27 protein-coding genes, 3 tRNA genes and 1 pseudogene are annotated in these 23,587 nt (G+C 68.6%); 11 read left to right on the plus strand and 20 right to left on the minus strand.

Translation table 11 applies throughout. The features are described from left to right. Nucleotides 1-88: 88 nt before the first annotated feature. Nucleotides 89-1,093 carry an ABC transporter substrate-binding protein gene (locus NVV57_02035; protein ID MCR6711533.1) on the minus strand — a complete coding sequence of 335 codons (1,005 nt, stop codon included), beginning with the start codon at nt 1,091-1,093 and terminating at the stop codon, nt 89-91. A gap of 292 nt (nt 1,094-1,385) precedes the next feature. On the opposite strand from NVV57_02035, the gene NVV57_02040 reads away from it, so the two are divergent. Further along, nucleotides 1,386-2,483, plus strand: coding sequence for an NADH:flavin oxidoreductase/NADH oxidase (locus NVV57_02040; protein MCR6711534.1), 1,098 nt, complete (start codon nt 1,386-1,388; stop codon nt 2,481-2,483). A 10-nt stretch (nt 2,484-2,493) separates the two neighbouring features. Here the strand turns inward: NVV57_02040 and NVV57_02045 are convergent, their stop codons facing one another. From NVV57_02045 to NVV57_02055, 3 genes are read right to left on the minus strand one after another with little or no spacing between them, the layout of a single operon-like run. Next, nucleotides 2,494-3,243 carry a hypothetical protein gene (locus NVV57_02045; protein MCR6711535.1) on the minus strand — a complete coding sequence of 250 codons (750 nt, stop codon included), beginning with the start codon at nt 3,241-3,243 and terminating at the stop codon, nt 2,494-2,496. Continuing rightward, nucleotides 3,240-4,121: an ABC transporter ATP-binding protein gene (locus NVV57_02050; protein ID MCR6711536.1), complete on the minus strand. Its 882-nt coding sequence runs from the start codon at nt 4,119-4,121 to the stop codon at nt 3,240-3,242. Before NVV57_02050 ends, NVV57_02045 begins: the two co-directional genes overlap by 4 nt. Beyond that, complete coding sequence (locus NVV57_02055) at nt 4,118-4,474, minus strand: GntR family transcriptional regulator (GenBank protein MCR6711537.1); 357 nt, start codon at nt 4,472-4,474, stop codon at nt 4,118-4,120. Before NVV57_02055 ends, NVV57_02050 begins: the two co-directional genes overlap by 4 nt. Nucleotides 4,475-4,567: 93 nt before the next feature. On the opposite strand from NVV57_02055, the gene orn reads away from it, so the two are divergent. Together orn and NVV57_02065 are read left to right on the plus strand one after the other, a co-directional pair. Continuing rightward, nucleotides 4,568-5,167, plus strand: a complete 600-nt coding sequence (gene orn, locus NVV57_02060) for an oligoribonuclease (protein ID MCR6711538.1) — start codon at nt 4,568-4,570, stop codon at nt 5,165-5,167. 55 nt (nt 5,168-5,222) lie between these two features. Further along, a tRNA-His gene (locus NVV57_02065) sits at nt 5,223-5,295 on the plus strand. 85 nt (nt 5,296-5,380) lie between these two features. On the opposite strand, the gene NVV57_02070 is transcribed toward NVV57_02065, so the two are convergent. After that, nucleotides 5,381-5,641 carry a GlsB/YeaQ/YmgE family stress response membrane protein gene (locus tag NVV57_02070; protein ID MCR6711539.1) on the minus strand — a complete coding sequence of 87 codons (261 nt, stop codon included), beginning with the start codon at nt 5,639-5,641 and terminating at the stop codon, nt 5,381-5,383. 95 nt (nt 5,642-5,736) lie between these two features. Here NVV57_02070 and NVV57_02075 point away from each other — a divergent pair, with 95 nt between their 5' ends. Then, nucleotides 5,737-6,414, plus strand: coding sequence for a DUF4126 domain-containing protein (locus NVV57_02075; GenBank protein MCR6711540.1), 678 nt, complete (start codon nt 5,737-5,739; stop codon nt 6,412-6,414). Between the two features lie 3 nt (nt 6,415-6,417). Here the strand turns inward: NVV57_02075 and NVV57_02080 are convergent, their stop codons facing one another. After that, nucleotides 6,418-6,981 (minus strand): TetR/AcrR family transcriptional regulator, encoded by a 564-nt coding sequence (locus NVV57_02080; GenBank protein ID MCR6711541.1) that lies wholly within the window; start codon nt 6,979-6,981, stop codon nt 6,418-6,420. A gap of 134 nt (nt 6,982-7,115) precedes the next feature. Between NVV57_02080 and NVV57_02085 the strand changes: the two genes are divergently transcribed. Further along, nucleotides 7,116-7,952, plus strand: coding sequence for an alpha/beta hydrolase (locus tag NVV57_02085; protein ID MCR6711542.1), 837 nt, complete (start codon nt 7,116-7,118; stop codon nt 7,950-7,952). A gap of 43 nt (nt 7,953-7,995) precedes the next feature. Here NVV57_02085 and NVV57_02090 read toward each other — a convergent pair. After that, nucleotides 7,996-8,071: transfer RNA gene (locus tag NVV57_02090), tRNA-Lys, on the minus strand. 68 nt (nt 8,072-8,139) lie between these two features. Then, nucleotides 8,140-12,684: a hypothetical protein gene (locus tag NVV57_02095; GenBank protein MCR6711543.1), complete on the minus strand. Its 4,545-nt coding sequence runs from the start codon at nt 12,682-12,684 to the stop codon at nt 8,140-8,142. 261 nt (nt 12,685-12,945) lie between these two features. Between NVV57_02095 and NVV57_02100 the strand changes: the two genes are divergently transcribed. Continuing rightward, nucleotides 12,946-13,416 (plus strand): peroxiredoxin, encoded by a 471-nt coding sequence (locus NVV57_02100; GenBank protein MCR6711544.1) that lies wholly within the window; start codon nt 12,946-12,948, stop codon nt 13,414-13,416. Nucleotides 13,417-13,438: 22 nt separating this feature from the next. Further along, a tRNA-Leu gene (locus tag NVV57_02105) sits at nt 13,439-13,520 on the plus strand. On the opposite strand, the gene NVV57_02110 is transcribed toward NVV57_02105, so the two are convergent. Beyond that, a complete protein-coding gene (locus NVV57_02110; GenBank protein ID MCR6711545.1) occupies nt 13,502-14,461 on the minus strand; it encodes an alpha/beta fold hydrolase in 960 nt (319 codons plus the stop codon). The genes NVV57_02105 and NVV57_02110 overlap by 19 nt on opposite strands. Before the next feature lie 41 nt (nt 14,462-14,502). Between NVV57_02110 and NVV57_02115 the strand changes: the two genes are divergently transcribed. Further along, nucleotides 14,503-15,138 (plus strand): LysE family translocator, encoded by a 636-nt coding sequence (locus NVV57_02115; protein ID MCR6711546.1) that lies wholly within the window; start codon nt 14,503-14,505, stop codon nt 15,136-15,138. Between the two features lie 64 nt (nt 15,139-15,202). Here NVV57_02115 and trxA read toward each other — a convergent pair whose 3' ends face one another. Next, nucleotides 15,203-15,568 (minus strand): thioredoxin, encoded by a 366-nt coding sequence (gene trxA / locus NVV57_02120; protein ID MCR6711547.1) that lies wholly within the window; start codon nt 15,566-15,568, stop codon nt 15,203-15,205. Nucleotides 15,569-15,668: 100 nt separating this feature from the next. Between trxA and NVV57_02125 the strand changes: the two genes are divergently transcribed. Continuing rightward, nucleotides 15,669-16,211, plus strand: coding sequence for an NUDIX hydrolase family protein (locus tag NVV57_02125; GenBank protein MCR6711548.1), 543 nt, complete (start codon nt 15,669-15,671; stop codon nt 16,209-16,211). Between the two features lie 106 nt (nt 16,212-16,317). On the opposite strand, the gene rdgB is transcribed toward NVV57_02125, so the two are convergent. The 7 genes and pseudogenes from rdgB to clpS form a co-directional block, all read right to left on the minus strand. After that, nucleotides 16,318-16,938, minus strand: a complete 621-nt coding sequence (gene rdgB, locus NVV57_02130; protein ID MCR6711549.1) for an RdgB/HAM1 family non-canonical purine NTP pyrophosphatase — start codon at nt 16,936-16,938, stop codon at nt 16,318-16,320. Next, nucleotides 16,938-17,669, minus strand: a complete 732-nt coding sequence (gene rph / locus NVV57_02135) for a ribonuclease PH (protein ID MCR6711550.1) — start codon at nt 17,667-17,669, stop codon at nt 16,938-16,940. Before rph ends, rdgB begins: the two co-directional genes overlap by 1 nt. Nucleotides 17,670-17,687: 18 nt before the next feature. Then, nucleotides 17,688-17,852: a hypothetical protein gene (locus NVV57_02140; GenBank protein ID MCR6711551.1), complete on the minus strand. Its 165-nt coding sequence runs from the start codon at nt 17,850-17,852 to the stop codon at nt 17,688-17,690. Beyond that, nucleotides 17,849-18,475: an MBL fold metallo-hydrolase gene (locus NVV57_02145; protein ID MCR6711552.1), complete on the minus strand. Its 627-nt coding sequence runs from the start codon at nt 18,473-18,475 to the stop codon at nt 17,849-17,851. The genes NVV57_02140 and NVV57_02145 overlap by 4 nt, the downstream gene beginning before the upstream one ends. Then, a pseudogene (murI, locus tag NVV57_02150) lies at nt 18,472-19,271 on the minus strand (glutamate racemase). The gene NVV57_02145 and the pseudogene murI overlap by 4 nt, the downstream one beginning before the upstream one ends. Further along, nucleotides 19,268-19,900 carry a DUF2017 domain-containing protein gene (locus NVV57_02155; GenBank protein ID MCR6711553.1) on the minus strand — a complete coding sequence of 211 codons (633 nt, stop codon included), beginning with the start codon at nt 19,898-19,900 and terminating at the stop codon, nt 19,268-19,270. Before NVV57_02155 ends, murI begins: the two are co-directional and overlap by 4 nt. Further along, nucleotides 19,897-20,184 carry an ATP-dependent Clp protease adapter ClpS gene (gene clpS, locus NVV57_02160; protein ID MCR6711554.1) on the minus strand — a complete coding sequence of 96 codons (288 nt, stop codon included), beginning with the start codon at nt 20,182-20,184 and terminating at the stop codon, nt 19,897-19,899. Before clpS ends, NVV57_02155 begins: the two co-directional genes overlap by 4 nt. Nucleotides 20,185-20,302: 118 nt before the next feature. Between clpS and NVV57_02165 the strand changes: the two genes are divergently transcribed. Next, nucleotides 20,303-20,554, plus strand: coding sequence for an addiction module protein (locus NVV57_02165; GenBank protein ID MCR6711555.1), 252 nt, complete (start codon nt 20,303-20,305; stop codon nt 20,552-20,554). Beyond that, nucleotides 20,551-20,868 (plus strand): hypothetical protein, encoded by a 318-nt coding sequence (locus NVV57_02170; GenBank protein MCR6711556.1) that lies wholly within the window; start codon nt 20,551-20,553, stop codon nt 20,866-20,868. Before NVV57_02165 ends, NVV57_02170 begins: the two co-directional genes overlap by 4 nt. Before the next feature lie 40 nt (nt 20,869-20,908). Here the strand turns inward: NVV57_02170 and NVV57_02175 are convergent, their stop codons facing one another. From NVV57_02175 to NVV57_02185, 3 genes are read right to left on the minus strand one after another with little or no spacing between them, the layout of a single operon-like run. Beyond that, complete coding sequence (locus NVV57_02175) at nt 20,909-21,199, minus strand: DUF3039 domain-containing protein (GenBank protein MCR6711557.1); 291 nt, start codon at nt 21,197-21,199, stop codon at nt 20,909-20,911. Nucleotides 21,200-21,219: 20 nt separating this feature from the next. Continuing rightward, nucleotides 21,220-22,821 (minus strand): hypothetical protein, encoded by a 1,602-nt coding sequence (locus NVV57_02180; protein MCR6711558.1) that lies wholly within the window; start codon nt 22,819-22,821, stop codon nt 21,220-21,222. Then, on the minus strand, nt 22,803-23,582 hold the full coding sequence (locus NVV57_02185; protein MCR6711559.1) for an ABC transporter ATP-binding protein: 780 nt from the start codon (nt 23,580-23,582) through the stop codon (nt 22,803-22,805). The genes NVV57_02180 and NVV57_02185 overlap by 19 nt, the downstream gene beginning before the upstream one ends. Between the last annotated feature and the right edge of the window lie 5 nt (nt 23,583-23,587).

The following is a 23,587-nucleotide window of genomic DNA, read 5'->3' on the forward strand; positions in this document are numbered from 1 at the left end:
TCTTTGAGTGACTCTGTGCGAAGCACCGGGGGGTCGGCCGAAACCGACCCCCGGCTGTGTCGCTGGTGTACCTACTGTGGTGAGTTGCCTAGTAGGGACGTGCGTCCAGAATCTCCTGCGTGATGTCGTCCTGCGTGAAGCTGCCGTCCTTGCCGTAGCTGACCTTCTCCACGTCGGATCCGGCGAGGACTCCCTTGACGAGCGCGGCTGCGGGCTCACCGAGGAGCGGGTTGCACTCGACGATGTAGTTGATCTTCTTGTCGAGCAGTGCCTGCATGCCGTCGTGCACACCGTCGATCGAGATGATCTTGATGTCCGTGCCCGGCTTGCCGCCCGCTGCCTCGATCGCGTCGATCGCACCCAGCGCCATGTCGTCGTTGTGTGCGAAGACCAGGTCGATGCCGTCGAGCCCGTACTTCTGGATGAATCCCTCCATGACGGACTTGCCGCCATCGCGGGTGAAGTCACCGGTCTGAGAGTCGATCTTCTGGATCTGGGTGCCGACGATGGCCGCGTCGAAGCCCTCGGCGCGGTCGTTGGCCGGCGCCGAACCGGTGGTGCCCTCGAGCACAACCATCTTGGTGGGCGTGCTGCCGTACTCCTTGGCGGCGAATTCGCCCGCGGTGGTGCCCTCCTGCTTGAAGTCGTCACCGACCCATGCCGCCCAGAGGTCCTGGGATGCGGACACGGTGCGGTCCTCGAGGATGACGGGGATGTTGGCGTCCTTGGCCTCCTGGAGGACGTCGTCCCAGCCGTCAGAAACGATGGGCGCGATCACGATCGCGTCCACGCCCTGGTTGATGAAGCTGCGGACCGCAGTGATCTGTGCGGCGGTGTCGTTGTCTGCCGCGTTGAAGATGAGGTCGAAGCCGTTCTCCTTGGAGAACGCGGCCTTCATCGAGTCGGTGTTGGCGCTGCGCCAGCCGCTCTCGGAGCCGGTCTGGGCAAAGCCGACGGTGATCAGATCGCCGCCGCCGTTTCCCCCGGCGTTGGCGGTGTTGCCACTGGTTGGATCGTCCCCCGACGAGCAACCAGCGATCGTGAGAGCCGTGGCTCCCACAAGCGCGAGTGTTGCGAACATGCGCTTCTTCATTCCCAAAACCTCCTTGTTTTGGTTTGGGCCTAGCGGCCACTCGGGTGCGGTTCCCTCCGGACCACCGAGTGGCCCGTACCCGAATATTAGCCCTAACATTTAGCGCTAACACAACTGGAGAATGGTCACGGTTTTGTAACGTTCCCCGTACATATTCACGCGGAGCCCAAGATCGAATCGTTACGTTCAGAGCCTTTCCGTTATCGCTCACAATCCACGCTCACATCGACCCGGGAACAGACCAGGAGCGATGATGGTTTGAGAGAGGCGCCGGCCGCGAGAGGATGCCTCCATGACCACCGCCCTGTTCTCCCCACTGACCATCAGGGACGTCACGTTCCGCAATCGCCTGTGGGTTAGCCCCATGTGCCAGTACTCGTGCGAGGACCAAGACGGCGTCCCCACCGACTGGCACTTGGTGCACCTCGGCTCGTTTGCGCGCGGCGGGGCCGGGCTCGTCGTGGCCGAGGCGAGCGGCGTGACGCCTGAGGGTCGCATCTCCCCGTGGTGCACCGGAATCTGGAGCGACGAGCAGGTCGCGGCCTGGTCGCGCATCACGCGCTTCATTCACGGCCAGGGCGCTAAGGCCGCAATCCAGCTGGCCCACGCCGGCCGCAAGGGATCCACGTACCGCGATTGGAGCGGCAAGGGCTCGGTTCCCCTGCCCGACGGCGGGTGGACCACGGTGGCGCCGTCACCTGTGGCGTTCCCCGGCTACGAGGCCCCACGAGAGTTGACGCCCGACGAGATCCGCGCGCTTCCGGCCGCGTGGGCGGCGGCGGCACGTCGAGCGCTCGACGCCGGCTTTGACGTCGTCGAGGTGCACGCTGCCCACGGGTACCTCATCCACCAGTTCCTCTCTCCACTGAGCAACGCTCGCACCGACGAATACGGCGGCCCGCTCGAGAACCGCGCGCGCCTCCTGCTCGAGGTGGTGCGCGCCGTGCGCGCCGAGGTCGGCGAGGGCGTGCCGGTGTTCTTGAGGCTGTCAGCGACCGACTGGTCGGAGCCGGACGGCTGGACCATCGAGGACACCGTCGCGGTATCCGAATGGGCGCACGCGGCGGGGGCCGACCTTGTCGACGTCTCCTCCGGAGGGCTCGTCGCCGGCGTCCACATCCCCACCGGACCCAGTTACCAGGTCGCCTTTGCGCACGCCGTTCGCACCGGGGCGCACATCCCGACGGGCGCCGTAGGGCAGATCGTCGGCGCGCACCAGGCGGAGCAGATCGTCGCGTCTGGCGACGCCGATGCGGTCTTCGTGGGTCGCGAGTTCCTCCGCGACCCCCACCTGCCGCTGCGCGTGGCCCACGAGCTCGGCGAGCGCCTCGACTATTGGCCCCCGCAGTACCTGCGGGGAGACTTCGCCGCGCGACCAGACGTGGACTAGCGGCAATCCCCTACCCCTTCGGCGTCGCCCGCCGCAGGATGAGGAACCCAGCGACGGCCGCCACGGCGGTGATCGGGAGGGTCATTGCAGCGAGCTCAAGCGGGCTGCGGTCGGCGAAGAAGCTGATGATCTCGCCCGAGACGCGCGCAGCCACCAGCAGGTAGACCACGGCAACGGCCAGTACGGCGAGGATTCCGAAGAAGACAATCACGCCCGTCGCGGCCCAGCGCACGAACATCGCGCCCGCGGCGGCGCCGACGAACGTCAGAAGCAGCAGCGCGAGCGAGTACATCGCGGCCAGCTCCCACACGGGAAGCGTCTGCAGGAAGCCAGGCGCAAAGAAGTGTCCGTCCACGCCCCACCCATCGGTGAGCCGCTCAAGGCCCGCCATCGCGGCGATCCCCACGCCGAACCCCAGTGCGAGGCACACGAAGACGATCGCGGTGCCCGCGTAGTAGTCCTTGCGGGTTGAACCCAGACCAACGGTGAAGCTGAACGTCTGGTTCATGGCCTGCACCGCCACCACCACCAGGTAGAACATGACCCAGGTGACGCCGCCGTTGTAGTCGAAGGCGTGCGGGTCGAGGGGGTGGCCGTCCGCAGCGAAGATGACGATGCGCCAGATCGAGTAGTTGAGCGCGAACACCCCGAGCGTGATGATCGCGGGCGTATAGATGAGCGCCCACGGGTTGGCGAGATGCACGCGCGCGGTGGTGCCGATCCGGCGCGTGATGGGGGGCGCCACGGAGATGGCGGTCATGAGGAAACCTCCTGGGAGTTGCGGGTGCGGCTCACGATGAGCTGCTGAAGAGAAACGGGAGCCAATTCCAAGCCGGCGGCAACAGCGTCGGCCCTGTCAGCGTCGGACAGACCGGTGAGCGTCACCGAGGAAATGCCGCCAACCGAGTCCCAGCCCAAGGTGTCCCTGCCGGCCACGAACCGCTCAACGGCGGCGTGCCCGCCCACGAGCGTGACCGCGGTGCCGCGCAGGTCGTCGGCGTCGGCGTCGATGATGACGCGGCCGCCGTCGACGACCACCACGTGGTTGAGCAGGTGCGACGCCTCGTCGATGAGGTGCGTGGACAGGATGATGGTGCGCGGGTTGGCGCTGTAGTCCGCGAGCAGGTGGTCGTAGAACAGCTGGCGCGCCACCGCGTCGAGGCCGGCGTAGGGCTCATCGAAGAGCGTGATCTCGGCGCGAGCGGCGAGGCCGACGATCACGCCAACCGCGGAGCGCTGTCCACGCGACATCTTCTTCATGCGGCGGTCAAGGGGCACCCGGAACTCGGCGACGAGGCGCGCCGCATACTCCGCGTCCCAGTTGGCGAACAGGTGGCTCGCCGCCCTGAGCACGTGCTTGCCGCGGAACGAGTCCGGGTACACCTGCGACTCGCGCACAAAGCACACGCGGGACAGCACGGCGGCGTTCTCCACGGGATCCTCGGCGAAGACCCGCACCTGACCTGCGCTCGCGAACTCCTGGCCGGTGACGAGCCGCATGAGCGTGGTCTTGCCGGCGCCGTTGCGGCCAAGCAGGCCGCAGATCGAGTCCTCCTCGACGCGGAAGTTCACGTCCTCCACCGCGGCGACCTTTCCATAGTGCCGCGAGACTCCCTGTACTTCGATGACGGCCGTCATGCGCCCGCCTCCCTTCCGATCATCTGTGAGAGCTGCTCGGGCGTGATGCCGAGGGCTCGCGCCTGCGCCACGAGTGGGCGCACGTACGTGTCCTGAAAGCCTTCTGTCCTTGCGGCTACGAGCCGTTGCCGCGCCCCCTCCGCGACGAACATCCCGATCCCCCGTCGCTTGTAGAGAATCCCCGCGTCTACCAGCAGGTTCACGCCCTTCAGGGCCGTGGCGGGGTTGATCCGGTGGAACGCGGCGAGGTCGTTGATTGACGGCACCTGCGTCTCCTCGCGCATCGAGCCGTCGATGATCTGCGACTCGAGTTGCTCGGCGATCTGCTGGAAGATCGGCCGTCCGTCGTCCACTGGCTGCTCCTGGCTCGTTGGTTAATTACTTCAGTAACTAACTAACCACGCTGCCCGACGCTGTGTCAAGTGCTCTCGCACTACAGTTGGGCTATGTCTGAGACGGCCCTTGTATGGATTGATTGCGAGATGACCGGCCTCGATACCTCGAAGGATGCGCTCATTGAGGTCGCATGCCTCGTCACGGACGCCGAGCTCAACGTGTTGGGCGAAGGAGTCTCCGTCGTGATCAGGCCGTCTGCCGAGGCGATCGACGGCATGGGCGACTTTGTGCGGAACATGCACACGTCGTCGGGCCTTATCGAGGATCTCGCCGCCGGACTCACGATGGAGGAAGCCCAGGCGCTGGTGCTCGACTACGTGCGCACCCACGTGCCCGTTGCTGGCAAGGCGCCGCTCGCCGGCAACACGGTGGGGATGGACAAGGCGTTTCTCGAGCGCGACATGCCGGAACTCATCGGCCACCTTCACTACCGCGTGGTCGACGTGAGCTCCATCAAGGAGCTCGTGCGCCGCTGGTATCCGCGCGTGTTCTTCCAGTCCCCGGCGAAGACCGGCGGGCACAGGGCGCTCGGCGACATCAAGGACTCCATCCGCGAGCTTCGCTACTACCGCGAGACCGTCCTGGTGCCGCTTCCTGGACCGGATAGCGACGCGGCGAAGGTTGCCGCGACCCGCGTCAACGAGGGTTAGGGAGCCGACGCCGGGGCACGGTACACTTTTCGCTGGCCCTCTCGCGGGGCCGATGGTGGGTGTAGCTCAGCTGGTAGAGCGCCGCGTTGTGGTCGCGGATGTCGCGGGTTCAAGTCCCGTCACTCACCCTTAGCGGGATGGAGGCGCGCAGCGCCGATCACCCGAAGAGAAGGACCCCAAGGATCTCCTTGGGGTCCTTCTGCATCTGGGCGGTCAGCTCTTCTTCGCGAAGACGGCCCGGCCAACGCCGAGCAGAATCACCGCGACCACGATCGAGATGAGCCAGCGGATCCAGTCGATCCCGTCCGTCTTGTCCACTCCGAAGAGCCCGGCGAGCCAGTACCCGATGAGCGCACCGCCGATGCCGGCGATCCAGTTGCCCCACCAAGGCATTCCGGATGAGCCTTTCTGGATGAGCGAAGCGATGATTGCCAGCACCGCACCAAAGACAAGCGTGCCAATGAGTGTCGCCACCAGTTGCTCCCTCCTCCCCCCGGCTCCCGACTCTCGGGCGCCACTTGCCACGCTATCGTGGGTGCGAAGATCACGCGCGGCAACAGGAGGCAAGCATGGAAGCGTGGGCACTCGCCCTGCTGACGGGCTCGGGCTTCGCGGCCGCGTCGGGACTTAACGCGTTCATCCCGATCGTGCTCGTTGGCGCGCTCGCGCGGTTCACCGATGTCATCGTGCTCCCCGAGCAGCTGCAGTGGCTCGAGTCGTGGCCGGTCATCATCATCGGCCTGATCTTGCTTCTCAGCGAGCTCGTGCTGGACAAGATCCCTGGTGTCGACCACATCAACGATCTGCTGCAATTCCTCGTGCGGCCCGTGGTCGGCGGCGTGATGTTCGTTGCGACCGCCTCGGCCGACATCCAGGGCCAGTCCGACTTCTGGTTCCAGCATCCGTGGATCGCCGGCATAGCCGGCGCGCTGCTTGCGCTCGGCGTGCACACGGGCAAGGCGGTCGCGCGCCCCGCCGTCAACGCCTCAACCGGGGGCACCGGCGCTCCCATCGCGTCATTCGCGGAGGACGCGCTCTCGGTGGCGCTGTGCCTCGTCGCGCTCTTCATCCCGATCCTCGTCCTGGTCTTCTTCATCTTCCTTGCGATCGCGCTGTATCGCATCGTCACCACGGGTCGCCGCAGGCGTCGGCGCCGGGCTCAACTCGAGGCCGCAGGTCGCGCAGAGCGCGAGGCGCAGGCGGAGGCCGGCGGCCAGACGTCGTGGTGGCGCGGCCGCTGGCGCTGAGCCTTACAGCTCGAGCCCGGTGATGGCGGACGCGGACGCGAGGAATGCGCCCTTCACCTCGTCAGCCCCATCGAGGTAGCCGCCGACGAGAGCCGCATCGCGCAACAGCACCAGAGACCCGGCGACTTGCGCGGGATTGGCGAGCCCAGCGTCGGCCACAAGGGCGAGCAGCGTATCCCTGAACCACGAGCGGTGCCGAGTGACCACTTCCCGAACCGGCGACGCCGGGTCCGGGTACTCCGCGGCCGCGTTGATGAACGGGCAGCCTCGCGTGTGGCGGCGCTCGATGTCGTCCGCGATGCCGTGGATCACGGCGCTCAAGAGTTGGCTTGGCGTCAGGGAGGGGTCCGACGCCGCCTCGAAGTAGCCACGGATCGTCGCGTCCTCGCGGTCCAGGTAGGCGACGACGAGCGCCTCCTTGCCCTCAAAGTGGCGGTACATCGTTGCGCGCGTGACCCCGGCCTCGTCGAGGATGCGGTCCACGCCGACACCGTGGATTCCCTCGCGATAGAAGATGTCCGACGCTGTGGCGAGAAGCCTCTCGCGCGCCCCGCTGGTGGTGGTCATGGCGTTCACGCTAGTGGAACGTTCGTTCTGCTGGAAAGATTTCCTGGCTCGATCGTAGGTTGGGGAATAGACTCAAGTAGAACGAACGTTCTGTCTCACAAGCGGAACGATCCGTCACTACCAAGGAGAGAATCATGAGCACCATCACCGAGCGCGAGGCCCAAGAGGTGAGCGCCGCCAATGCATCCGGCAAGCAGCCCGTTGTCTTCATTCACGGGCTGTGGCTGCTGGCGTCGAGCTGGGACGCCTGGCGCGAGCGCTTTGAGGCAGAGGGCTACGCGACCGTGGTCGTGGACTGGCCAGGGGACGCGGCATCGGTCGCAGAGGCCCGGCTCGGTCACGACTCGCTCGCCGGCGTCGGCGTCCAAGAGGTCACCGACCACATCGCCCAGGTGGTTCGCGGCCTGGATCGCAAGCCCATCCTCGTCGGCCACTCGTTTGGCGGGCTGCTGGTGCAGCGCATCGCGGACCTGGGCCTGGCCGCGGCGTCCGTCGCGATCGACCCGGCGCCGTTCAAGGGAGTGCTGCCCCTTCCGAAGTCGACGCTCAAGGCGTCCTCCCCCGTGCTGAGCAACCCCGCAAACCGCAAGCGCACCGTCACGCTGAGCTTTGACCAGTTCCGCTACGGATTCGCGAACGTGGTCAGTGAGGATGAGGCCAAGTCCCTCTACGAGCAGTTCCACGTCGCCGGTCCAGGGCGCCCGCTGTTCCAGGCGGCCGCGGCTAACTTCAACCCCAACGCCACCACCAAGGTGGACGTCAAGAACCCCGAGCGTGGCCCGCTGCTCATCATCAACGGAGCCGAGGACCACATCGTCCCCAACGCGGTCGCGAAGGCAGCGTTCAAGCTGCAGTCGAAGAACCCGGGCCGCACCGAGTTCCGCGAGATCCCTGGGGTGGGGCACTCGCTCGTCATCGACTCGCGTTGGGGCGACGTGGCGGACGCGGCGCTTGAGTTCATCCGCTCGTAGCGGGAAGCGAAAGGCCCGGTCCATCCGGACCGGGCCTTCTCGTTGGTACGCCCCCTGGGACTTGAACCCAGAACCCACTGATTAAGAGTCAGTTGCTCTGCCAATTGAGCTAGAGGCGCATGGCGCGAGTAACGAGTTTATCAGCAACGACCGCAGGCGCGAAACCGAAAAGCGGCCCGCTGTCGCCTCATCGAAGCTGCTTGATCTTGTCGAACCACGACGCGGCCACGAGCAGCAGCGTGCCCACGATCAGGAACGCGAAGAGCCGGAACACGAGGTTGGTGCCCACCACAACCTGAAGCACCGCAACGAGGATCGCGGTGACGGCCGTTGCCGCGACCGGAGCGAACCAGCGTCGGTTCATACCCACCAAGGCCAGCACCACCATCACGAGGGTCAGCCAAGCGGTCCGCGCCATGCTGTCAGGATTCGCGAGCAGCGCGATGTAGCTGGGAACGAGGAGTATGGCAAGGCCAGGACCCAAAGCAGCGAGCGAGGGCACCGATGGCTTGGCCCGCATCCACTGCGCCCCAAGCGCGAGCGCGCACAGCGCAGGAGCGAGGGTGTACGCCTCGATCGCCGACAGGTCCGCGCCCCACGCGATGAGGGCTACGCCGAAAGTCGCGGCGATTGACGCGAACCACTTTCCTTCCGGCACGCCGAGGATGGTCAGGGCGAACCATGCGACGCCAATGAGCAGCAGCGAGACCCCGGCCGCCGTGAACGACTGCGCGAGCACGGGGGCCACGATCATCGCCGCGCTGAGCACCCACGGGAGCACCCGCCTGGACGCGATGGATGCCGTCCGCCACAGGAGCGCCCCCATGCCGATGAGGCCTACCGTGCCTGCGGGTGCGGCAGCCCATTCGCCGGGCGCGCCACCGATCGCGTACGCGGTTGCGGCGGCCGCGAGCGCCGCGGCGATAGGCGCGGCGATGATGGCGAGCACCGGCGGGTGCTTGGCGCGCCGCCACACCACTACAAACGCGACGCCCGCGAGGGCGGCCGCGGCCACGGCCACGAGCACCCAGTCGTGCGCGGCCCATCCGAGCGCCGCGACGCCGGCGATCGCCGCACCCTTCGCTCCGCGTGGTAGCCGTGCGCCCACGGCGAGCGCCACGAGTTCGAAGGCGACGAGAACAACCACCACGGTCCACTCGGTGGTCCACGCAAGGCCGAGCGCGAGCACACCGGCGAGGATCGGGCCCGCAAACCGGGCGATGGGCGGAATGCTCACCAGTCCGATCGCGAGGAGGATCAGGGTGGCCCCGCCCGAAGGTTCGATTGGCGAGGAGACGTCAATGTAGAGGTGCTGTACGAGCTCATTTGCGCCGACGATGGCGGCCGTCAGCGCCGCGGGCAGGGCCACGAGCCAGGCGGGAAGCGCTCCAAGCCACAGAGCGTCCGGCGGTGCGAATCGCCGCACCGCCCGCGAGCGGGCGAGCCAAGCCACCACGCCGGCGATCGCGACGGCTGCGGGAAGCTGCCATTGCTCGTCGATGAGTCCGGCCGCGTGCAGCACCAATGGGACGGCGGTGAGCAGCACCGCTATCGCCGGAATCGCGGCTCGACGCCACCGGCGGGCCATGCCAACAAGCACCGCGAGCGCGATGGCGAGCGACACCGCTCCCGCCTGCCACGAGAGGTGCCCGGTCGATGCGTCCAGCGCGCCATCGACGGCACACAGCGTCAGGCATGCGGCGGCGGCAATACGGGCGACGCGCCTGGTCAACCGATTTACGAAGACGCCCGAGGGGCGCACGGAGTACGTCACCGCCAACGCGAGCGCCGCGGCGGCGGCCGTGACCGTCTTGGCCACGGCGGCCGCATCGACGGACGCCCATCCGAGGTCCTGAACCACCATGGAGACGCTCGTCATGGCCGCAACCGCGGTCACAAGCAGCGCCCAGCGCAACGCGCGCAGCGCCGAGCCTCTCCACGGCGCGGACCACCCAGCTGCCTCCCACGCGTCCAGCACTCTTGGCCCCGCGAGGAGCGCCGCGGCTACGGCGGCCTGCGCCACGAGCGTCCACGGGTCAAGGAACGGGCCCGTCTGTTCGCGCGTGTGATACGGAAGTTCCAGCACCGCCGCGAGACCACCCGCGAGCGTCACGCCGGCGCCGAGAACCAGCGCGGGTGCTGCACCCAGCCCGGCGAGAACACGGCGGCGGGCGCGCAGCGGTATCCACAGCGCTACCGCACCGACCGCAGAGGCGACGGCGAACGCGGTGATGACAGCAGCGTCGGCCCGTAGGGGGAAGACCAGGCCTAGGCCGGTAGCCAGCAGCACCGCCGGAGGCAGCGCGAAGCTGGGCCACCGGACGGAGCCGACTCCGAGCACAACGATCGCCGCGACTGCCACACCAAGCGGAAGCCACACGGGATTCTGGGGCGCCGCGACGTAGCCGAGCGCGTTGAGGCCGGCGAGCGTGGCGAGCGCCGCGGAGCCGACGCCGTTCACCGTGGAGGCGGTGGACTCGCGCCACATCAGGATGCCGGGCAGGATCGCCACTGCGGACACGAGAACGAACAGCGGCACGGCTCCCTCCAGCCCGATTCCCCACTGACCGGCGGCCGCCCCAGCGAATCCGGCCGCCGCCACGATGAGCGCGACCGCGCCACCGAGCGGGAGCGCTCGCGCGGCACGAGCGGGCATGTGCCAGCGATGCCACGCCGCGAGCGCAAGCGCGAGGGACAGCGTCGCCACGTCCCACCAGGGATCGCGGCCGCGATCGACTTCACTGTTCACCACGGTGACGACCGTCGCGACCGCGGAGCCGACGCCACAAGCGACCCCCGCCGCTATGGCAGGCGTCAGGCCCACGGCTACCGGCAAGTGGAGGGGCTGCGGCAGGCGCCAACCTGTCCACGCGATGGCGCAGGCCGCCGCAGTGAGCACGGCCGCCTGGAGCCCCGCGCTGGCGTCAAAGCGGGCGGCAACGGAGGCCGCGAGCGCGGTCACCGCCGCTGTGGCGAACGGGAGGGTCCACCACGGCACGGCGCGTGCACGGGCCGCGAACACCGCGAGTGGCGATGCCGCGACCAGCACTGCGAGCACAAGCGCGAGCTCCGAGATCACCACCGCCCAGTCGGCGTGCACCACGGCGGTGACGAGGAAGGCCAGAACTCCCACCTCGGTGAGGATGCGGGCCTCTCGCTCCCACCACACGCGGGTCATCGCGGCCAACCCCACGGCGGCAATGGCGAGAGCGACCGCGACGGACGAGTGATAGAAGCGCGACCCGGTGAGCTCCGCGATGCCGAATGCCGTGATTCCGGCGCCCACCACGACCATGACGGCGCCCACAGAGGTGGCCACGCGGAGCACGCCCCACGTGAGTTTCCAGAGCCGCAGGGTGGCGATCGCGAGGCCGCACAGGAGGGCGGTAACGCCGGCCCATAGCTGAGTGTCGGGCACGTATGTACCAGCGAGGATGCGGCCAACGGTGATGCTGAGCGCGTAGCCGGCGCTCGCAACAGAGACGACAACGAAGGCCGGCGCGACTCCGGCGAAGAGGGGCCTCAGCACGCGTCGCGGCAACCACCTGCCTGCCGCCAGCACCGCGGTCACGGCCGCAGCAGACGCTGCCGCCTGCGGCCACACGCTCGCTCCAAGTCCTGCCGCCAATGCCGGTGTCATGAGGGTGAACAGGAACGCCGCTGGCCCCGTGGCAAGCAGCTGCCAGCGGGTGGCGAGTCCGGAGAGCGCGAGCACGGGGAGGAATCCGAGCGCCGCCTCGAGGGCGCCGCCCTCACCGAACCACACCCAGAACGGCACGGACGCGCCGACGACCACGAGCCAGAGCACGGAAGCCCACGCAACCACCGACTTCGCCACGGTCCACTTCCACAGGCGGTGCGTGGCGGCGAGCGCGGTCGCCGCTGCCGTGCCAGCGATGATCCATACGGGCATTGCGCCAATCCCGCCGGAGGCGTTCGACGCTCCGTCAGCCGTGGAAGTCGCCGCGAACGTGAAGCTCGCCACGGAACCCGCCATGGCGAGTGCCGCGGCGGACCCCACCCACGGGATCCCGAATCTCGACAGCACCAGCCCGGCGATCCCCGCGATGAGGAGCGCGGCCGCAGCATCGAAGCTGCCGAGCACGCCGGAGTCTCGGAAGTATGCGATTGCCGAGACGCCGGCAAAGCCCATCGCGACCACCCCGATGGCGCCGCTCGACGTCTGCAGGCCGAGTCGCTTGACCCACACAGAGATCCCCGCGACAAGCACCCCCACGGCGAGCACGACGGTACCCCGAGCGGCGGGGCTGAACGAGGTCCACGCCAGCGCGACGAACACGATGGCGGCGGCTACCAGCAGCGACGCTCCCGCGACGCCGAGCATCGCCGGGGCGGTGAGAGCCTCGCGAGCGGCGGCGGCACGAGCCGAAGAGGCCTTGGGCGCACGGGTCCGTTCCGGCTCTGGTGAGGTTGTTGGCATAGGTGCTGTCGCCACCGGAGGCGCTGTGGGCGTGGGCGCCGTGGACGTGGGCGCTGTGGACGTCGTGGCCGTGGACTCAACGGCGGCCGGAGAGGCGAACTCGGACCACCCACTTGCCTGGGGGGCGGGCGCAGCGGCCGGAGCTTCGACCGGCGCAACGGCCGGTGCAGCGGCCGTCTCGCGAACTCGCTCCGCGTAGTACTCGCGATAGTTGGCCCACTCCCGCCACTCGGCGGCGAGAGCGTCATAGCGTCCCTGAAGCGTGGCTATCGCGTCGTCGGCGCGGAACACCGCCTGCGCGGGCTTCCCAACCAGGTCGGCGCCACACGTACGGCACCGTCCGCGCGCGTCGGGATTGAGTTGCGCCTGGCACGCAGGGCATTTGTGCGGGACGTACCTGGCTGTCGCCATCGTCACCCCCCTCTCGGTTGAGCCGACTGTAGCGATTTCGCGGCGCTCCCGCAGAGTCCTGTGGACAGCCGTTGTTGGTTCGTGACCCAACCGTCGCTTGGCGTGACATTGGCCCTGGTCAGAGCGGATACCGTAAGCGGCGTGACCCGCCACCTTCTCACCCCCGGCGACCTCGCTCCAGACTTCACGGCACCCACAGACACGGGCACATTCACCCTGTCTGAGCAGCGCGGCAAGACGGTGATTCTCTTCTTCTACCCCGCCGCGATGACCCCCGGCTGCACCAAGGAGGCGTGCGACTTCCGCGACAGCCTCAGTGCTCTCAATGCCGCCGGTTACGAGGTCGTCGGCATCTCGAAGGACTCCCCAGAGGTGCTCGCCGAGTTCCGCGCGCAGGAGTACCTCACGTACGCGCTCGTGTCCGACGAGGACCTCGCGATCCAGAACGCCTACGGCGCGTGGGGCGAGAAGAGCCTCTACGGCAAGCTCATCGACGGCACCATCCGGTCCACGATCGTCGTCGGGCCCGACGGCCGCGTCACCAACGCGTTCTACAACGTCAAGGCGACCGGCCACGTTGGGCGCCTGCGGCGGGACCTCGGCATCGAGTAGGCCTCGCGTATCCTTGACGCGCGCGCGAGTGGCGAAATTGGCATACGCGCTGGATTTAGGTTCCAGTGTCCTCGGACGTGCGGGTTCAAGTCCCGCCTCGCGCACGTGGGGCCGCCAGCAGGCGGTCCATCGCGGCCGCAACGAACTCAGCAGTTCCCGCCCCAGAGTGGCCGGCCCCCTCGGCTACGGCGAGGCGGCCGTCCGGCAGTGCCTTGAGTAACTTCCACGGGATGCCCACTGGACCCGAAACGTCGTGCCGACCGTGGATCATCTCCACTGGGCAACCGACCTCCCCGGCGTGATCCAGTACCCAACGGTCGGGCAGGAAGGATCCGTTGGCCCACGAGTGCGTAACCTGGCGGGCGAAGGCGAAGGCGAAGTCCGGGTCGTCGTAGCGGTCCCAATGTGTCCAGTCGGGGGCGAGCGAGACGTGGGTGTCCTCCCATCGGCACCACGCCGCGGCGGCGGCCGCTCTGACCGTCGGTTTGGCGCTGCCAAGCAGGCGAGCGTACGCGGCGGGGATGTTGCCGTCCCTCTCACCCGGCGGCAGGTGACCCACGAACTCGTCCCACACTTCCGGGAAGATCGCACCCACTCCCCTGGTGATCCACTCGACCTCTTCGTGCGCTCCCGTGGTGACCGAGAGGAGGCACAGTCCGTCAACGCGCTCAGGGTGCGCAATCGCGTACGCGAGCCCAAGGGTGCAGCCCCACGACCCGCCGACGACCGTCCAGGTGTCGACTCCGCTAGCGATGCGCAGAGCCTCGATGTCCTGAATCATCTTCTCGGTCGTGATCACGCTCAGGTCAGTGTTGGGATCCGCGGCCGACGGCAGCGAACGCCCAGCGCCGCGCTGGTCAAACAGGACGCCTCGCCACCCTGGTCGCGAAACGAGCCTGCGATGCCCCGGCGTGATCCCTGAGCCCGGTCCGCCATGAAGCCACACCGCGGGTCTACCTTGCGGCTCCCCCACCTCTTCCCAATAGAGAGTCTGCCCGTCCCCGACATCGAGCATCCCACTCTCGCGAACCTCTGGCACGTCCATGTCGTCATCGTATGGGCGGCGCACGCACCAGAATGGCTCCCGTGACGCACGACCTCCTGGTGCTGGCCTTCGCGGGCCTGGCCGCGGGATTCGCCATCGCCATGCCCGTCGGCGCGATCGCCGTGCTCATCTTGCGTGAGGGCATGGTGCGCGGCGTGCGCTTTGGCCTGGCCGCCGGCGCTGGGTGCGCGACTGTCGACCTCGTGTACTGCGCGCTCGCGGTCGCTTTGGGCGCAACGATCGCCGACGCCATCGAGGCCTGGCTGCCCGCCCTGGCCCTGGTATCGGGGCTGGTAATCATCGGCATCGGCGTGTTTCAGCTGGTGGCCGCAGTGCGCGCGCACGCCGAGTCGACGGAAGAGGTCGTGGTGGGCAGCAAGCTCGCCGTCTACGGTCGCTTCGTGGCGCTGACCGCGCTCAACCCGGCGACGATCGTCTACTTCCTCGCACTCTCGGCCGTGGTCACCACGGTCACGACCTCCGCTGCCGGCCCCATCGTGTTCGTCCTCGCGACCGGCCTTGCGTCGCTCACGTGGCAATCGGGGCTCGCCGTCGTCGGAGGCCTCGTTGGCGCGAGTGTCTCCGAGCGAGCCGTGCGCATCCTCGGGCTCGTTGCCGCGTGCGCGATCATCGCGCTCGGTATCGTCGCGGTGGTCGTCGCACTCACGCGCATGTAGGCACTAGCGCTGCCGCAAACGTGGCGACGCTGGGGCCGAAAGCCAGCCCCAGCGTCGGGCAATCTCAGTGCGAGTGCTGCTCCGCGACCTGGCGGCGCACGTCATCCATGTCGAGGCCTTCGACGGCCTCGACGAGCTGCTTCAGCGCCGGCCCGGGCAGGGCGCCCGCCTGGCTGAAGACCATGATGCCGTCGCGGAACGCCATGAGCGTGGGGATGGCGGTGATGTCAAAGCGGTTGCTGAGTTCCTGGTGGGCCTCGGTGTCCACCTTCGCGAAGGTGATCTCGGGCTTGTCCTCGCTGAGCGCGCCGTAGATGGGCGCGAATGCCTTGCACGGTCCGCACCACTCCGCCCAGAAGTCGACGAGCACGATCCCGTCCTGGCTCACGGTCTCGTCAAAGGTGGCGGTGGTCAGGTCGACGGTTGCCATGGTGTCCTCTCCGGCGGCCTTGCCGCCCGTTCACTGATCTAGGGTGTCACGCCCCGGCGCGCATCGTGACCTCAGCGCGCTGACGCGGTAGAAAAGACTCATGACCGACATGGCCGAACTGCCGTCCGAGCCGACTGGCTGGCTCAGCGACCGCGAACTGACCCATGTGCGATCCGAACTTCCCTTGCTGTACGTGAACGCGATCCCGGTGCGCATTAATCCCCGCGGCGAGGTGGCCGAGGTTGGCCTGTTGCTGCGCGCGGACGAGGGCGAGATCTCGCGCGCACTTGTCGCCGGTCGCGTCATGTACCACGAGACGGTTCGGGACGCGCTGATCCGCAACCTCGAGAAGGACCTGGGCTCGGTGGCGCTGCCCCGCGTGCCCACGTCCCCCACCCCGTTCGCGATCGCGGAGTACTTCCCCACGCGCGGCTTGAGCCCGTTCCACGACCCGCGCCAGCATGCGGTGGCGCTCGCCTACGTGGTGCCCGTCGACGGAGACTGCTCGCCGAGCCAGAACGCGCTCGACATCGTGTGGCTCAGCCCAGAGGAGGCCGCGTCACCCGAGGTTGCCGGGGAGATGGCGCACGGCCAGGACGTGCTGCTGCGGCAAGGGCTCGCTTACTGCGGCGTGCTGACGTAATCCGTTTGCTCCGCACGGATCGTGTGACAGGAGTGACCCGGTTCGCGGCAAACAGGCCGCTTTCAGTCACATCAGTCACACGAATCACAGCAACCGTGCGGAGCTTTCAGCGGGAGGTCGCTAGCGCTTCCCCTACGTGCCGGGCGAGCGCCCTGAACGCCGCGGCCCGGTGAGAGATGCGATTCTTCTCCTCCGGCTCCAGCTCGGCGCTCGTCACCGAGTATCCCTCTGGGATGAAGATGGGGTCGTAGCCAAAGCCGTTTCTGCCCGACGCTGTGGTCGCCAAAGCCCCTCGTACAGTCCCCATTTCCACCACTTCGGTGCCGTCCGGCTTGACGAGCACGGCGGCGCAGACGAAGGCTGCGCCGCGGTTGGCGGCGGGGATGTCCGCCATCTGGTCGAGGAGCAGCTGCAGGTTCTCCGCGTCCGCGCCGTGCCGCCCGCACCACAGCGCGGAGAAGATCCCGGGCGCTCCGCCCATGACGTCAACGGCGATGCCGGAGTCGTCCGCGATCGCCGGGAGCCCCGTGGCCGCACACAGCGCTCGCGCCTTGATTAGCGCGTTCTCGGCGAACGACGTGCCGTCCTCGACGGGGGCGGGCGCACCCAACTCCCCGGCAGACACCACCGACTCCCGCGTCAGCCCAGGCACCAAGGGCGCGAGGATCGCCCAGATCTCCCCCACCTTGTGGGCGTTGTGGGTCGCGAGCGCGATCCGCGCGGCCATCAGCCCTCCAGCGCCAGCGCCTGGAGCCGCGCCAGTTCCGCGTTCCCCGCGGTGGCGAGCTCGAGCAGCGAGTCCAGCTCCCCGCGCGAGAACGGCGCCCCCTCCGCGGTGCCCTGCACCTCAACGAACCCGCCGTTGCCGGTCATGACCACGTTCATGTCGGTCTCGGCCCGCACGTCCTCGACATACGGCAGGTCCAGCATCGGCACCCTGTCGATGATCCCAACGGACACCGCGGACACAGACCCGAGCAGCGGAACCTTCGCCGCGCCGATGGCGCCGTTCGCGCGGCCCCAGGAAATAGCGTCGGCCAGTGCCACGTACGCCCCGGTGATGGCGGCCGTGCGTGTGCCGCCGTCGGCGTCGATGACGTCGCAGTCAAGCACGATCGTGTTCTCGCCGAGCTGCTTGACGTCGATGATCGCGCGCAGCGAGCGGCCGATGAGTCGCGAGATCTCGTGGGTGCGGCCGCCGATCTTGCCGCGCACGGACTCGCGGTCGTTGCGGGTGTTGGTGGCGCGCGGGAGCATCGAGTATTCGGCGGTGACCCAGCCCTCGCCGCTGCCCTGCTTCCACCGCGGCACGCCCTGCGTGAACGAGGCGGAGCACAGCACCCGCGTGCCGCCGAACGTCACGAGGCACGATCCCTCGGCGGCGGCCTGGAAGCCGCGCTCGAAGGCGATGGGACGGAGCTGGTCGAAGGCGCGGCCATCCGCGCGGGTGATGGTCATGGCACCGAGCCTAGGGCTTCAGACCTCGTGCGCCTGCCCCGGAAGCGCGTGCGCCGCCCCCGGCACGTGCGCGTGCACTTGCGCCATCGTTTCAGCCGGCGGCACCCAGCTGGCGATGTGCGTCACCACGGTCTTGGCGGCGCCCGACGCTGCGGCAAGTCTCCCCAGTTCGTCACCATTCATGTGGATACCAGGGGGTTCTCCCACCGGTGCGCCCAGCCCGCCTCACCGAGCAGCAGGTCGCAACCGCGAGCGAGCGCGTCCACCTCCGCGCAGCGGTCGGTATCGCCCGTGAAGACCACGGATGCGCGGCCTTGGTAGGGCGATGGCCCCTCGATCCGGTAGGCGAGCGCGGGCACGGGATGGAATGCGCGCGCCGCCGCGATGTCGAACGGACCGAGGGAGACGCGAGCGCCTTGCTGGAGCGCGGTGAAGTCGAACTCGCTGAGGTCGTCGTAAGTAGCGTCGGGCCCGGTGTCGCCACCTATCTCGAGGATCCGGCGGTCGATCCCGGGAGGGCCGAAGAGGTTGATGCGCGGCAGGCTCGCATCGCGGTCGGGACCGTAGCGACGCAGCACGGAGAGCGCTCCCAGGTCCGCGCAGTGGTCCGGGTGGCCGTGGCTGATGAGCACCCCGTCCACGCGCGACGGGTTGCAGTACTGCTGCAGCGGCCCAATGGCGCCGGACCCAAGGTCAAGCACCAGTCGCCACGTGCGGCCATCGGCGTCGGCCTCAAGCAGGTAGCAGGATGCGGGAGAGTCCGGGCCGGCCGTGGACCCGGCGGAGCCCACGATCGTGAGCCTCACAGCGTCTCCACGGCGGTGACGACCGGGCCCAGAAGCGCTGCGCGAGCTGCTCGAAGCGATCCCGCTCCCCGGTCGCGAAGAAGCGGTGGGAAGGAACCGTGTCGGTGGGCGCCTCGATCCCGTTGGCCGCGAGCGCGCGGTACACGTCGATCGCGGTCTCGATCGCCGAGTCCACGAGGGTCACGTCCTCCCCCATGACGTAGCCGATGGCGCCGGCGAGCATCGGGTAGTGCGTGCAGCCGAGGATCACGGTGTCCACGCCCGCCTGCGTGAGCGGCTCAAGGTACTCGTGCGCCACCGTCACCACCTCCGGTCCCGAGGTGATTCCCGCCTCAACGAGCTCCACGAAGCGCGGGCACGCCTGGCTCGTCACCTGGATGTCCGGGGCTCCGGCGAGCGCGTCGTCGTAGGCGCCAGACGTGATGGTCGCGACCGTGCCGATGACGCCTACGCGGCGGTTGCGGCTGAGCGCCGCCGCGCGCCGGACCGCGGGCACGATCACCTCGACAACCGGCACTCCCCGCTCCCGCGCGAAGCGCTCGCGGGCATCGCGAAGCACCGCCGCGGACGCCGTGTTGCAGGCGATTACCAGGAGTTTCACGCCGTCATCGACGAGCTGGTCCATGATCGTCAGCGCGTGCCGCCGCACGTCGGCGATGGGCAGTGGTCCGTAGGGCCCGTTGAGGGTGTCGCCCACGTAGTGGATCGACTCGTGGGGCATCATGTCCATCATCGCGCGGGCAACGGTGAGCCCGCCGACTCCGGAATCGAAGACGCCGATCGGCGCGTCAGTCATGCATCTCCCTCTGCCACGTACTCCACGAGCGATTCCTGCAGCCACGTCAGCGCTTGGTACAGCATGCCAAGCCATACCCGCTCATGGTCGATCGGCAGCACCTGGTCGTCGTCTGTCTCGAGCGCGTGGGCAGCGAGGTCGATCTCCTGGTGGAGCCGGTCGGCGTCGTCGTCGGTGACGAGGCCGAGCCTGGACGCCAACACGAGCCGCACGTCGGTGAGCGCGGCCGCGGTCGCGAGCGCCTCGTCGGCCTGCACCACCCACTCATCATCCGAGCGGCTCAACTGCTCCCAGATGCGCCTCAGTCGGCGGATCTTCGTGGCGCGCAGCTCCCCGTCCGTGAGGCGTCTGAACTCCTCGGCGACCTCGCGATCGGCGGGCGCGGCGTTGGGCAGCAGGCGCAGAATCGCGGGGTCGGAGGGTTCGCGGATGGACTCCTCGAGTCCCCTCAGGTACTCGAAGGGATCGTCCACGTCCGACGCTGTGGTTGGCTCCGCGGGGTGGTCCAGCCCAAACGCCTCGGCTCCCAGAAGGCCGGCCACGTCGGCGACGATGCGAGCGACCACGAGCCGCTCCTCGTCGTCGAGGATCGCAACGGCGGTGCCTCCCACCGGCTCGAACCCTCTCACTCGCCGCTCCGCTGCATCGTGGCCCACAGCCCGTAGGAGTGCATCGCCTGCACGTCCACTTCCATCTTCTCCCGCGGCCCACTGCTCAAGACCGAACGCCCGTTCTCGTGCACCTCGCGCATGCGCGTGTCGGCGACCTCGCGGGTGAACCCGAAGTAGCTCTGGAACACGTGGGTCACATAGCTCATGAGGTTCACGGGGTCGTTCCAGACGATCGTCACCCAGACGTCGTCGAGCCGGGTCGCAACGGCGCCCTCCTGCTCGACCTTCCGCTCGGTGTCCACGGCAACAGCCTACGAGCGCTTGCCAGGAAGGACGCGTTACTCGCCGCCCGCAGTCGGGATACGGGGCTCATCCACAGCCCTACCGTGGGAGGTCGGCGGCCAGCCGTAGACTGCCTCTATGACTCCGAGGCTGGCGGACTACATCGAGGCGGGCAAGGCGCTCGATAGTGACGAGCGCCTTGAGGCTGCGCATCAGCTCTTGCTCAGTGTGGATCAGGACCACGGCGCGAGTCAGGCGGAGATCGACTCGGCATGGGATGCGGCCATCGACCGTCGCGTGGGCGAGATCGTCGCCGGCACTGCCACGCTCGTGGACGGACGCGAAGGGCTCGCACGGATTCGCGCGGAGTTGGCAGCCCGCCGCAAGTGACATTCACGTGGCGCGAGCACGACGAGGCGCACTACGAGTTGCGCGCCGCCGTCCTGTGGTACGAAGAAAGACGTGAGGGCTGGGGCGGCAAGTTTGCTGACAGCGTGGAGCGCGCCATCGAGAGTCTGCTCGATCCTTCAACAAGCTGGGGCTTCTACCGTGCTCAGCAACGCGTCCCACAGGTCTACTCGCGCAGGGTTGCGGGCTTCCCTTTCAACGTCATCTATCTGCGAGTCAATGACGTGGTGTACATAGTTGCGTACGCCCACGAACGGCGACGCCCCGGTTACTGGGAGGACAGGCTCGAGACCTGACGGGCTCCGCCTGCAAAGCACTGGGCGGACGTCCCGGGCGCTACTCGCCGCCGTCCTCCGGACCAAAGCGACCGTCGATGATCTCCTTGCACGCGGGGCAGACCGGGAAACGGCTGGGATCGCGGCCCGGCACCCACACCTTGCCGCACAGCGCAATCACGGGTTCGCCACTTAACGCGGACTCGAGGATCTTCTCCTTGCGCACGTAGTGCGCGAACCGCTCGGCGTCTCCGGGCTCGATCAGCTCTCGCGTCTCGACGCGTTCGATGGTCGCAGTTCCGCCTTGAGGTTGTGACGAAGGAAGCGGCTGGGGCTCAAGGGTCTCACTCATGCGAAAAGCCTAACCCCCGCCTAAGCCACCGCGGCGAGCAGGCGGCCGGACCTGGCGTCGTACAGTCGGCCGGCAACTGCGAGCCCATAGAGGAACGCGGCGGCACCGAGCCCGAGCCCGCCAACACACGCGAGGATGCCCCACCGCCCGTCGACGGCAATCGCGAGGATGCACGGCACGATGACAAGCGGAAGCAGCACGAGCGTCGCCGCCGACGACACCAGCTGGCCAACCAGACCGGCCCCAACGGATCCCACCTCGGCGCCGAAGGGGTTCTCGCCGGGAGCGGGCACCCGATACGGAAGCACCACCGACGTGATCGCGGCCACGCCGAGCGAGGCGCCGAGCGCCCCGACCGCGGCGCCCGCGACCGCGGGAGCGAGCGACCAGTGGCCCGACCACCACGCCGTGACGATCCCCGCCCCCGCGACGAGCGGCAGCGACCACGTGAGCACCGCGGCGAAGCGGCCGCGCATCACCTCCGCGCCGCGACTGCCGGCCACGATGTCGAGCCACAGGGCGGTCGAGTCGTACGCGATGTCGTTGTGGCGGCCCCACCCAATGGACGTTGCGAGCACAAACGGGGCCGCGAACGCCCACCGTGGGTCCAGGTCGAACGACGGAATCAGCACCGCAACGAACAGGACGGGCAGCAGCAGCGTCGCGATGAGCCCCGTGACGTAGCGCGGGTCTCCCCGAAAGGCGCGCGCCACGCGCGCGTAGACGGCCCCCGCGGGCCCCTTGCGGTCGCTCGCCAGCAGGAAGGCGACGCGACGGCCCGCCCTGACCATGGCGTCGGGCCGCGCCCGGCCGCCCGCGCTGCGAAAACTGGGCGTGACGATGGCGTGCGCGACGTTGGCGCGCCACGCCAGGAGCAGCGCCGCCGTCCACGCGATCGCGATGCCGAACAGCCATAGGGCCGACGCCCACTCGCCGGCGGCGGCACGCGCTGGGGCGGTGAGGGCCGAGACGAGCGGTGTGCGCCCCACGGCGTCGATGAACAGATCGAAGTCGGCTTCGAAGAGGTGCTCGAGGCCCCTGTTGAGCGCTCGCCACGCGGCAATGGCGGCGAGGGCCAGCGCCGCGAGCGCGAGCGCGAGCGCGACCATGCGCGCCCTGCGGCTGGCGAACACGCGCGCTGCCCAGGCCGCGCAGACCTTGGCGAGCGCCACGTAGGACAGGGTCTGCACGCACGCCCCCGCGAGGGCGAGCAGGCCAACGCCCGCGCCCTCCGCGAACCATGACGAGCACAGCGCGAGCCACATGAAGCCGAAGAACAGCGCGGGCAGCGTCAGCAGCGCGGCCACGGTGAGGCCGGGCATGATGCGCGAGGCGCTGACGCCGAAGGGCGAGAAGCGTCTTGCGTCGAGGGTGTCGTCGCCTCCCGCCACGAGCACGGGCACCAGGGCCCATCCAAGGGCGCACACCAAGCCGATGCTCGCGAGCGCCACGGTGCGCGCGTCGGCATCCGTGTTGCTGAGCGAGACGCGCGCCCAGAGGATCCCGGGAACGAGGGTGAGCATCCAGATGCCGCCGGCGATGAGCACGAGGATCCGCCACCACTCGCGCGCCAGCAGGTGGCGCATGGACGTGAGGCGGAGCCCTACGAGGGTCGCAACCACGTCAGGTCCCTGTGCTCGCGCTCGTCGCCCACGAGCTCGACGAAGCGCTCCTCGAGTTCGCTGCCGCCGCGCACGTCGTCGATGTCGCCGGAGGCCAGCACGCGACCGGCACCCACCACGGCCACATGCGTGCACAGGCGTTCTACCAGGGCCATCACATGCGACGACATCACCACGGTGCCACCACCGGCGACAAAGTCGATGAGGATGCGGCGGATCGCCGTGGCGCTCACGGGGTCGACCGCCTCGAAGGGCTCGTCGAGCACGAGCACCCGTGGCGCGTGCACCAGCGCGCACGCGAGCGCGATCTTCTTCGACATCCCGGCCGAGTAGTCCATGACGAGGGTCCGCGAAGCCCCGCCGAGGTCGAGTGCCGTGATGAGGTCATCCCGCCTGCCCTCGATGACGTCCGGGCTCAGGCCCCGCAGGCGGCCCGCGTAGGAGATCAGCTCGGCGCCGGTGAGCCTGTCAAAGGTGCGCAGCCCGTCAGGCAAGACGCCAAGCAGAGGCTTGGCAGCGTCGGGCCGTCTCCAGAGATCAATGCCGCAGATGTGAACCGTGCCGGCGTCCGGGGTGAGGAGGCCCGTCGCCATCGAGAGGGTGGTGGTCTTGCCCGCGCCGTTCGGTCCCACCACGCCGTAGAACGAGCCCACCGGGATATCGAGGTCGATGGCGTCCACCGCCCGCAAGCTCCCGTAGACCTTGGTGAGTCCGTGCAGGGCCATCGCTGGGACGGAGTCCGGATCGGCGGCCTTGTCCATTGCGT

The sequence above is a fragment of the Demequina sp. genome (genome assembly GCA_024707205.1).
Taxonomy (GTDB): Bacteria; Actinomycetota; Actinomycetes; order Actinomycetales; family Demequinaceae; genus Demequina.

Excerpts from the sequence above, each read along its gene's own strand:
- trxA (MCR6711547.1), bottom strand. The coding sequence starts at position 15,568 with ATGGCAACCGTCGACCTGACCACCGCCACCTTTGACGAGACCGTGAGC.
- NVV57_02035 (MCR6711533.1), bottom strand. The coding sequence starts at position 1,093 with ATGAAGAAGCGCATGTTCGCAACACTCGCGCTTGTGGGAGCCACGGCT.
- NVV57_02140 (MCR6711551.1), bottom strand. The coding sequence starts at position 17,852 with ATGAATGGTGACGAACTGGGGAGACTTGCCGCAGCGTCGGGCGCCGCC.
- NVV57_02110 (MCR6711545.1), bottom strand. The coding sequence starts at position 14,461 with ATGGACGTGCCAGAGGTTCGCGAGAGTGGGATGCTCGATGTCGGGGAC.
- NVV57_02185 (MCR6711559.1), bottom strand. The coding sequence starts at position 23,582 with ATGGACAAGGCCGCCGATCCGGACTCCGTCCCAGCGATGGCCCTGCAC.
- NVV57_02075 (MCR6711540.1), top strand. The coding sequence starts at position 5,737 with ATGGAAGCGTGGGCACTCGCCCTGCTGACGGGCTCGGGCTTCGCGGCC.
- NVV57_02165 (MCR6711555.1), top strand. The coding sequence starts at position 20,303 with ATGACTCCGAGGCTGGCGGACTACATCGAGGCGGGCAAGGCGCTCGAT.
- NVV57_02050 (MCR6711536.1), bottom strand. The coding sequence starts at position 4,121 with ATGACGGCCGTCATCGAAGTACAGGGAGTCTCGCGGCACTATGGAAAG.
- NVV57_02080 (MCR6711541.1), bottom strand. The coding sequence starts at position 6,981 with ATGACCACCACCAGCGGGGCGCGCGAGAGGCTTCTCGCCACAGCGTCG.
- rph (MCR6711550.1), bottom strand. The coding sequence starts at position 17,669 with ATGACCATCACCCGCGCGGATGGCCGCGCCTTCGACCAGCTCCGTCCC.
- orn (MCR6711538.1), top strand. The coding sequence starts at position 4,568 with ATGTCTGAGACGGCCCTTGTATGGATTGATTGCGAGATGACCGGCCTC.
- rdgB (MCR6711549.1), bottom strand. The coding sequence starts at position 16,938 with ATGGCCGCGCGGATCGCGCTCGCGACCCACAACGCCCACAAGGTGGGG.
- NVV57_02040 (MCR6711534.1), top strand. The coding sequence starts at position 1,386 with ATGACCACCGCCCTGTTCTCCCCACTGACCATCAGGGACGTCACGTTC.
- NVV57_02045 (MCR6711535.1), bottom strand. The coding sequence starts at position 3,243 with ATGACCGCCATCTCCGTGGCGCCCCCCATCACGCGCCGGATCGGCACC.
- NVV57_02175 (MCR6711557.1), bottom strand. The coding sequence starts at position 21,199 with ATGAGTGAGACCCTTGAGCCCCAGCCGCTTCCTTCGTCACAACCTCAA.
- NVV57_02085 (MCR6711542.1), top strand. The coding sequence starts at position 7,116 with ATGAGCACCATCACCGAGCGCGAGGCCCAAGAGGTGAGCGCCGCCAAT.
- NVV57_02125 (MCR6711548.1), top strand. The coding sequence starts at position 15,669 with ATGACCGACATGGCCGAACTGCCGTCCGAGCCGACTGGCTGGCTCAGC.